4 protein-coding genes are annotated in these 1,955 nt (G+C 53.8%); all 4 read right to left on the bottom strand.

Annotated features, from left to right (window positions below; genetic code table 11):
- Positions 1–319: 319 nt before the first annotated feature.
- From ACOTZF_RS25160 to ACOTZF_RS25145, 4 genes are read right to left on the bottom strand one after another with little or no spacing between them, the layout of a single operon-like run.
- Positions 320–793, bottom strand: a complete 474-nt coding sequence (locus tag ACOTZF_RS25160; RefSeq protein WP_129317991.1) for a lysis protein — start codon at positions 791–793, stop codon at positions 320–322.
- Positions 790–1,230 carry a lysozyme gene (locus ACOTZF_RS25155; protein ID WP_126347862.1) on the bottom strand — a complete coding sequence of 147 codons (441 nt, stop codon included), beginning with the start codon at positions 1,228–1,230 and terminating at the stop codon, positions 790–792. Before ACOTZF_RS25155 ends, ACOTZF_RS25160 begins: the two co-directional genes overlap by 4 nt.
- 3 nt (positions 1,231–1,233) lie before the next feature.
- A complete protein-coding gene (locus tag ACOTZF_RS25150; protein ID WP_001514184.1) occupies positions 1,234–1,509 on the bottom strand; it encodes a phage holin family protein in 276 nt (91 codons plus the stop codon).
- On the bottom strand, positions 1,506–1,907 hold the full coding sequence (locus ACOTZF_RS25145; protein ID WP_001514183.1) for a putative holin: 402 nt from the start codon (positions 1,905–1,907) through the stop codon (positions 1,506–1,508). The genes ACOTZF_RS25150 and ACOTZF_RS25145 overlap by 4 nt, the downstream gene beginning before the upstream one ends.
- Between the last annotated feature and the right edge of the window lie 48 nt (positions 1,908–1,955).

Below are 1,955 nucleotides of genomic sequence, written 5' to 3'. Positions count from 1 at the left end.
TTAACCAGCTCAGGCTGACGTCGTGACATCTTGCCCGTGAAGGTTTCGCCTGTTTGGGTGGTTAGGGTGATTTGATAGATGTCTGACATGATTACCTCTTTGCCTTGTCGCAGCTGTTGCCCTGCTTCTCAGAAGTGCTTAGCCACTTACGGCTTACCCGTCAGCAAGATGAGATCACCATCCTTGCGGGGTTACACAGATCATTATCGAAGCCCCTCAGTGAAGAGCTTCTGAAACGACCTACTTATTTTCGGTCTGATTATCCCATTCCTCACGGAACTTGGACGGGTTTTGACTGCCTTCTAATGCCATAATTACCTCACTTTAAGCACTGCTCTTTTATGTAGTCCTGCATGCCGCGAATCATTTTGTCAGCGGTTGCGATTCCGTCCCGGTGATCGAAATAATTCCGTCGAGCGTCTGGAGTAAGTTCGGGGGATCCTGCATCATCCACGCCGGGGGCTGAGGTGGCTTTGGACACTCCAGGGCAGGTTGCGGCGATGCGCAGCCGTTTAGCACCAGAATCGACATCCCGACGCAAATCGTTAATGGTTTTTTTCGCATCGGACAATTCCTTCGTGTATTTGGCATCCAGTGCAGCGACATCACGCTGGCGGGTCTGCATGTCTTTGATGGTGTCGTTAGCCAGGCGGAGATTCTCAGTGGCCTTATCGCGCTGGTCTTTGTAGGTGATGGCGTTGTCGCGGTAGTGGTTCACGAAGAACACCAGCACGCAGATTACCGCCACCACAATCAGTTGCAGCCAGTAACGCTTAACCAGTGCGCTAATCACGACAGAAACAGAGCGCGCTCCGCCTCACGCCGACGGGTCAGCCCATTCAGGACTTTACCGCCAGCTTTATTCCAGCGCAGGAACTCATCGGCTGCGGTGGCGTAATCACCGGCGTTGAGTTTTCGCAGAAGGGTCGATGTCGACAGTGACCGGGCGCCGAGGTTGTACGTGAACGACACCAGGGCGTCGAATTGCCCCTGAGTCAGGCCGACTTTAACCAGGCGGCATACGTCGCTTTCGTAGCTGACAAGTCCGGTCTTCAGCAGGCGCTCTGCCGTTTCCTGCTTAATTGTCATCCCAGCGCGGATCGGTTTTCCGTCGACAGGCTGAGTCCAGCCATAGCCGATCGTCCAGACGCCGACGCTGTCCTGGTAGGCGGTGAGTTTGCAGCCTTCGAACTCTTTGATCAGGGCAACGCCCTTTTCGCTGGTTTGCATGGACTACTCCGTTATAACGACCTTCGCCAGGTTTCCACGCGCCAGCCACACCGCCATGCAAATGACGGAGTTCAGCAGCAGATCTCCGAGGTTAACCTGTACGTAGTGGCCGAGCAGTATGTTGAAGGCGTTGAATCCGGCGGCAAGTATGACCAGGTAGGCCAGTACCGCGACACTCAGGCGATGACGCTTTCCCTCTTTCCGGAAAAACATCAGCCTGACCATGATTAACAGGCAAACTATGGCGTTTGCATCCATCAGAAGAAGTTGCCATGTCATTTATCTTCCTCCCCCAGCCCCGGCATCTTCCCGCTTTTGGATTTGCGGAGAATACGCAGCAGGACTGCCACGGAAATGGAAGCAGTGACAATTGCACCGACAGCTGGCGATACCTCAATGCTGGCCGGTGGCTTCATCAGGCTTAACGGCGTGTTGATGATTCCGGCCATGATTTTTGCCATGGGCACGGAGAAGAACACGCCACTGATAAACGATATCAGCGCAAAGATAGCCTGCTTCCAGAGTTGATGGGGATCTGAGGTCAGAACGTATAGCGCAGTTCCGGCGAGTGATCCGAGCATCACTGCTGGAGTCGCCTCCGGAAACAGCGTGGCAAAGGTTACACCGACTGATGACGATGTAAGACCAACGCCTACGATAGTGAAGGTCTCAGACATATTTATTCCGTGTGTAGTTGGTTCAGGCCCTCGGGACGATTTAACAAG

Source organism: Enterobacter cloacae complex sp. SHL021, from assembly GCF_049237765.1.
GTDB classification, from domain to species: domain Bacteria; phylum Pseudomonadota; class Gammaproteobacteria; order Enterobacterales; family Enterobacteriaceae; genus Enterobacter; species Enterobacter cloacae.
Note: the sequence above shows the minus strand (reverse complement) of the source record. Positions and strands in the feature narration are given on the sequence as shown.

Excerpts from the sequence above, each read along its gene's own strand:
- ACOTZF_RS25155 (WP_126347862.1), bottom strand. The coding sequence starts at position 1,230 with ATGCAAACCAGCGAAAAGGGCGTTGCCCTGATCAAAGAGTTCGAAGGC.
- ACOTZF_RS25150 (WP_001514184.1), bottom strand. The coding sequence starts at position 1,509 with ATGACATGGCAACTTCTTCTGATGGATGCAAACGCCATAGTTTGCCTG.
- ACOTZF_RS25145 (WP_001514183.1), bottom strand. The coding sequence starts at position 1,907 with ATGTCTGAGACCTTCACTATCGTAGGCGTTGGTCTTACATCGTCATCA.